We start from the raw sequence: 4,812 nt of genomic DNA, 5'->3' as shown, positions 1-4,812 counted from the left end.
CCGCGATCCCCCCGGCGGAGCTGGCCGGGGCCGACGCCCGCACCCCACCGCACCGGTGGCGGGCACCCGCGCTGGCCCGCCGGATCGGCTCGGTGTTCCAGGACCCGGAACACCAGTTTGTCACCGGCACGGTCTTCGACGAACTGGCACTCGGCCCCCGACGGACCGGCGCCACCGAGACGGCGGTCCGCCGACGCGTCGACGAGTTGCTGCAACGGCTGCGGTTGGACCGCCTGGCCGGGGCGAACCCGTACACCCTCTCCGGCGGCGAGGCGCGGCGGCTGAGCGTCGCGACCGCCCTGGCCACCGCGCCCCGGCTGCTGATCTGCGACGAGCCCACCTTCGGCCAGGACCGACGCACCTGGCGGGAGCTGGTGGACCTGTTCGCGGAGCTACGCGACGCCGGTCACGCCCTGGTGACGGTCACCCACGACGCCGAGTTCGTCGCCGCGCTCGCCGACCGGACGCTGACGCTGACGCGCCCACCGGCCGCCGAGGCCCCGTCGTCTTCTCCGGCGGCGGACCGATGATCGACTTCGAACCGGTCGCCCGGCCGGACGCGCCACTGGCCCGGCGCAATCCGGTGGCCAAGCTGGCGGCGGCGCTGCTGTTCGCGTTTCCGCTGCTGGCGACACTGGACCCGGTCGCACCGGCGATCGCGATCGCGATCGAGTTGGCGGTCCTGCCGCTGTTCGGCGTGCGCTACCGGGTGCTGCTCCGCCGGGTGTGGCCGTTGCTCGCCGCCGCCGTCGGCGTACTGGTGACGCTGGTGCTCTTCGCCGCGGACCGCTCGGGCCGGGTCCTGCTCGACGCCGGACCGGTCGTGGTCACCTCGGCGGTGCTGCTCACCGCGCTCGGCCTGGTGCTGCGGCTGTTCGCGGTGGCACTGCCCGGCGTGATCGTCTTCGCCACCACCGATCCGACCGACCTTGCCGACGCGCTGGTGCAGAACGCCCGCGCACCGGCCCGGTTCGCGATCGGCGCGCTGGCGGCGTTCCGGCTGCTCCCGTTGCTCGGGCAGGAGTGGCAGATGATCGTCATGGCCCGCCGGGCACGTGGTGTCGAGGCGGGACGCAACCCGGTGGCGAAACTGCGGCTCTTCGTCTCCACCGCGTTCACGCTGCTGGTCGGCGCGATCCGCCGGGGCACCCGGCTGGCGGTCGCGATGGACGCGCGCGGCTTCGACGCGGGAGTGCCGCGTACCGTCGCCCGCTGGCAGTATTTCGGCGCGGCCGACTGGCTGCTGATGGTCGTCGCGGCGACGCTGGCCGCCGCCGCGTTGGGCGTCAGCGTCGCGCTCGGCACCTTCCGTCCGCTGATCGGCTGAGCCGCGGGCCGGAGGTGGGTGGATCTGTTGTCGTCGGAGCGACAACAGATCCACCCACCTTTCAGCCACCCCGTACGGTGCCCCGGTCGCTCACTTGCGCCGGAAGGCGTACTGCCGGCCCGCTCCGACACGCTGTCCACGGTCGGAACGGACCCCCTTGCCCCGGCCGGAGGCTGTCGGACCGGTGGTCGGCGCGGGCGGTGCGCCCGGCGGCTCCCGGTCCTCGAGGTCCGACCTGGACGTGTCGACCGGAGGCAACGGCGCCGCCGGGGACGTGAGCCCGGCGGAGGGCCCTACCAGGGGCGGCAGTCCGAGCGGTGGGGTGACCGCGTCGGTCGACGCGTCGACGTGGGGCGGCGTCACCGTGGACACCCGGGCGGCACCACGGGACTTCTTCGGTTTACGGCTGGCAGGCATCGGAGCCTCCTCGCTCGGCGGTGTCGGCGCGTACGCCACGCCACCGCCGTCGGTGGGGACCGCCGGACGGCGGTCGGGCGGGATCAGCGGAAGGTCGTTCCGGAGCGGCCACGGAGGACGTCGCGTCAACGGCGACGAGAAGGACGCGCGGACACCCGGAAGCGACGGGTCCACGGCCACAGGGGCGGCGGACCGGCTCGATGAAGCGGGTGTCAGTAGCGCATGCCCGCACGCTATCCCGGCCGGAGAGCGGAACGCATCCGGATTATCGGCAACCCGGTGCCGTGCGCTACGCGACCACCTGATGACCAGCGGTGGGGGGACGGCGCGGCCCGGGGTCCGGCCGCGATACCGTCGCAGCACTACAGGTAGACGGCGGAAGGTGGCGACGAGGATGGCGGATCGGGCTACGGCGCAGATCGGTGTGACCGGGCTGGCGGTGATGGGTCGGAACCTGGCCCGGAACCTGGCCCGCAACGGGTTCACCGTGGCGTTGCACAACCGCTCGCCGGAACGGACCCGGTCGCTGGTGGCCGAGCACGGCGACGAGGGCACCTTCGTGCCGACGGAGTCCCTGGCGGACTTCGTCGCCGCGCTGGAGCGCCCGCGCGCGGTGATCATCATGGTCAAGGCGGGCGGCCCCACCGACGCGGTGATCGACGAGTTGGTGCCGCTGCTCGAAGAGGGCGACATCATCATCGACTGCGGCAACGCGCACTTCGCCGACACCCGTCGCCGGGAGGAGGCGCTGCGGACCAAGGGCCTGCACTTCGTCGGCACCGGCGTCTCCGGCGGCGAGGAGGGCGCCCTCTGGGGGCCGAGCATCATGCCGGGCGGGTCGGCCGAGTCGTACCGCAAGCTCGGGCCGATCTTCGAGAAGATCGCCGCGCAGGTCGAGGGCGAGCCCTGCTGCGAGCACGTGGGGCCGGACGGTGCCGGGCACTTCGTGAAGATGGTCCACAACGGCATCGAGTACGCCGACATGCAGCTCATCGCCGAGGCGTACGACCTGCTGCGCGCCGGACTGGGCGCGACCCCGTCGGAACTCGCGGAGATCTTCCGGGAGTGGAACTCCGGCGAGCTGGAGTCCTTCCTGATCGAGATCACCGCCGACGTGCTGGCGCACACCGACGCCGCCACCGGCGAGGCGTTCGTGGACGTGGTGCAGGACCGGGCCGAGCAGAAGGGCACCGGCCGGTGGACCGTCCAGATCGCCCTCGACCTGGGCATCCCGATCACCGGCATCGCCGAGGCGACGTTCGCCCGGTCGCTCTCCGGTCACGTCGACCAGCGTGAGGCCGCAGTGCGGGCGTTCCCGGACTCCGGGGAAAAGTGGCAGGTCGCCGACCGCGAGGCGTTCATCGAGGACGTACGCCGGGCGCTGCTCGCCTCCAAGATCGTGGCGTACGCGCAGGGCTTCGACCAGATCCGGGCCGGCAGCGCCGAGTACGACTGGGACATCGACCTGGGCGGCACGGCGAAGATCTGGCGGGGCGGCTGCATCATCCGGGCCCGCTTCCTGGACCGCATCAAGCAGGCCTACGACGAGCAGCCGGAGCTGCCCACGCTGCTGGTGGCGCCGTGGTTCGCGGACACCGTGCGCGACGGTGTGCCGAGCTGGCGGCGGGTGGTGGCCGAGGCGGCCCGGGTCGGCGTGCCGGCACCCGCGTTCGCCTCGTCGCTGGCCTACTTCGACGCGCTGCGCGCGCAGCGTCTCCCGGCCGCGCTCATCCAGGGCCTGCGGGACAACTTCGGCGCGCACACCTACCGCCGTGTCGACCGCGACGGTTCCTTCCACACCCTGTGGGCCACCCCCGACCGCGCCGAGACCCCGGCCTGACGTCTTCCCGCCGGTCTTCCGCGTTAGGAAGGGTCCCCTGCTATGCACCAGGCGTTAGCAGGGGACCCCTCCTTACACGCACACCCGCCATATACGACGCCGGGCCTTCTGCGGGCGGATCAGGTCCGCTCCCTGCGTGAGCAGGCGACTGGCCCGGGACGGGCCCCGCCGGGATTCCATCGAGTGGCTGAGCCGGCGGGCACCGGCGGCCGCCAACGGAACCGCAACGGCCATCACCGCCCACTGGGCGACACGCTTGCGCATCATGTGGGTTCACCTCCGTCAGTGGCTGCTGACGACACTGATACCCACTCCGGTCCGCCGTTAAGCGTCAGACCGTCGGGGCCACCGGGTTGGGCAGCGCACCGCCGAATCGGCGGTCCCGTTGGGCGTACAGCTCGCAGGCGTACCAGAGGTGGCGGCGGTCGAAGTCGGGCCAGAGCGTGTCCAGGAAGACCAGCTCCGCGTACGCGCTCTGCCAGAGCATGAAGTTCGAGGTGCGCTGCTCGCCGGAGGGCCGCAGGAACAGGTCCACCTCGGGCACCTCGGGGTGGTAGAGATACCGCTCGATGGTCTTCTCGTTGACCTTGCCCGGGTCCAGTCGGCCGGCGGCCACGTCCCGGGCGATCGCGGCGGCGGCGTCGGCGATCTCCGCCTGCCCGCCGTAGTTGACGCAGAACTGGAGCGTCAGCGTCGAGTTCCCCCGGGACATCTCCTCGGCGGTCTGCAACTCGGAGATGACGCTCTTCCACAGCCGTCCGGACCGGCCCGACCAGACCACCCGCACCCCGAGGTCGACGAGCTGGTCGCGGCGACGGCGGATGACGTCCCGGTTGAAGCCCATCAGGAAGCGCACCTCGTCCGGCGAGCGTCGCCAGTTCTCGGTGGAGAAGGCGTACGCCGACAGGTAGGGGATGCCCATCTCGATGGCGCCCTCGACGGTGTCGAAGAGGGAGAACTCCCCCGCCTCGTGGCCCTTGGTGCGGGGCAGCCCGCGCTCCTTGGCCCAGCGGCCGTTGCCGTCCATCACCACGGCGACGTGCCGGGGCACCGCCTCCGACGGCAGCGCCGGAGGTCGGGCGCCCGACGGGTGCGGCGTCGGGGGCACCGGCGCGCGCCGGACGGCCCTGGTGGATCGGATCACTCGGCTCTCCCTGCTCGACTCCATCGACGCCCGGTCGGGCGTCAGCCCTCGCCGGCCGGGTCGCGCGGCGGGGCCGCCCCGGCG

The 4,812-nt window shown here is 72.7% G+C and carries 6 protein-coding genes; 3 read left to right on the top strand and 3 right to left on the bottom strand.

Going from position 1 to position 4,812, the window contains the following annotated elements:
* A partial coding sequence (locus tag EYA84_RS26725; protein WP_131056468.1) for an ABC transporter ATP-binding protein occupies positions 1 to 530 on the top strand: 530 nt, incomplete at its 5' end.
* Positions 527 to 1,327 (top strand): energy-coupling factor transporter transmembrane protein EcfT, encoded by an 801-nt coding sequence (locus tag EYA84_RS26720; protein WP_131056466.1) that lies wholly within the window; start codon positions 527 to 529, stop codon positions 1,325 to 1,327. The genes EYA84_RS26725 and EYA84_RS26720, both read left to right, overlap by 4 nt.
* A 90-nt stretch (positions 1,328 to 1,417) precedes the next feature.
* Here the strand turns inward: EYA84_RS26720 and EYA84_RS26715 are convergent, their stop codons facing one another.
* Positions 1,418 to 1,744: a hypothetical protein gene (locus EYA84_RS26715; RefSeq protein WP_131056464.1), complete on the bottom strand. Its 327-nt coding sequence runs from the start codon at positions 1,742 to 1,744 to the stop codon at positions 1,418 to 1,420.
* 394 nt (positions 1,745 to 2,138) lie between these two features.
* Here EYA84_RS26715 and gndA point away from each other — a divergent pair, with 394 nt between their 5' ends.
* Entirely contained in the window at positions 2,139 to 3,584 is a 1,446-nt protein-coding gene (gndA, locus tag EYA84_RS26710; RefSeq protein ID WP_131056462.1) for an NADP-dependent phosphogluconate dehydrogenase, read from the top strand.
* A 72-nt stretch (positions 3,585 to 3,656) separates the two neighbouring features.
* On the opposite strand, the gene EYA84_RS26705 is transcribed toward gndA, so the two are convergent.
* Both EYA84_RS26705 and EYA84_RS26700 read right to left on the bottom strand, forming a co-directional pair.
* Entirely contained in the window at positions 3,657 to 3,851 is a 195-nt protein-coding gene (locus EYA84_RS26705) for a hypothetical protein (protein WP_131056460.1), read from the bottom strand.
* A gap of 64 nt (positions 3,852 to 3,915) precedes the next feature.
* A complete protein-coding gene (locus tag EYA84_RS26700) occupies positions 3,916 to 4,752 on the bottom strand; it encodes an isoprenyl transferase (protein ID WP_176095301.1) in 837 nt (278 codons plus the stop codon).
* Positions 4,753 to 4,812: the final 60 nt, after the last annotated feature.

Origin of the sequence: Verrucosispora sp. SN26_14.1, assembly GCF_004307965.1 — a bacterium.
GTDB lineage: Bacteria > Actinomycetota > Actinomycetes > Mycobacteriales > Micromonosporaceae > Micromonospora.
This window is presented reverse-complemented; position numbering and strand designations above follow the sequence as displayed.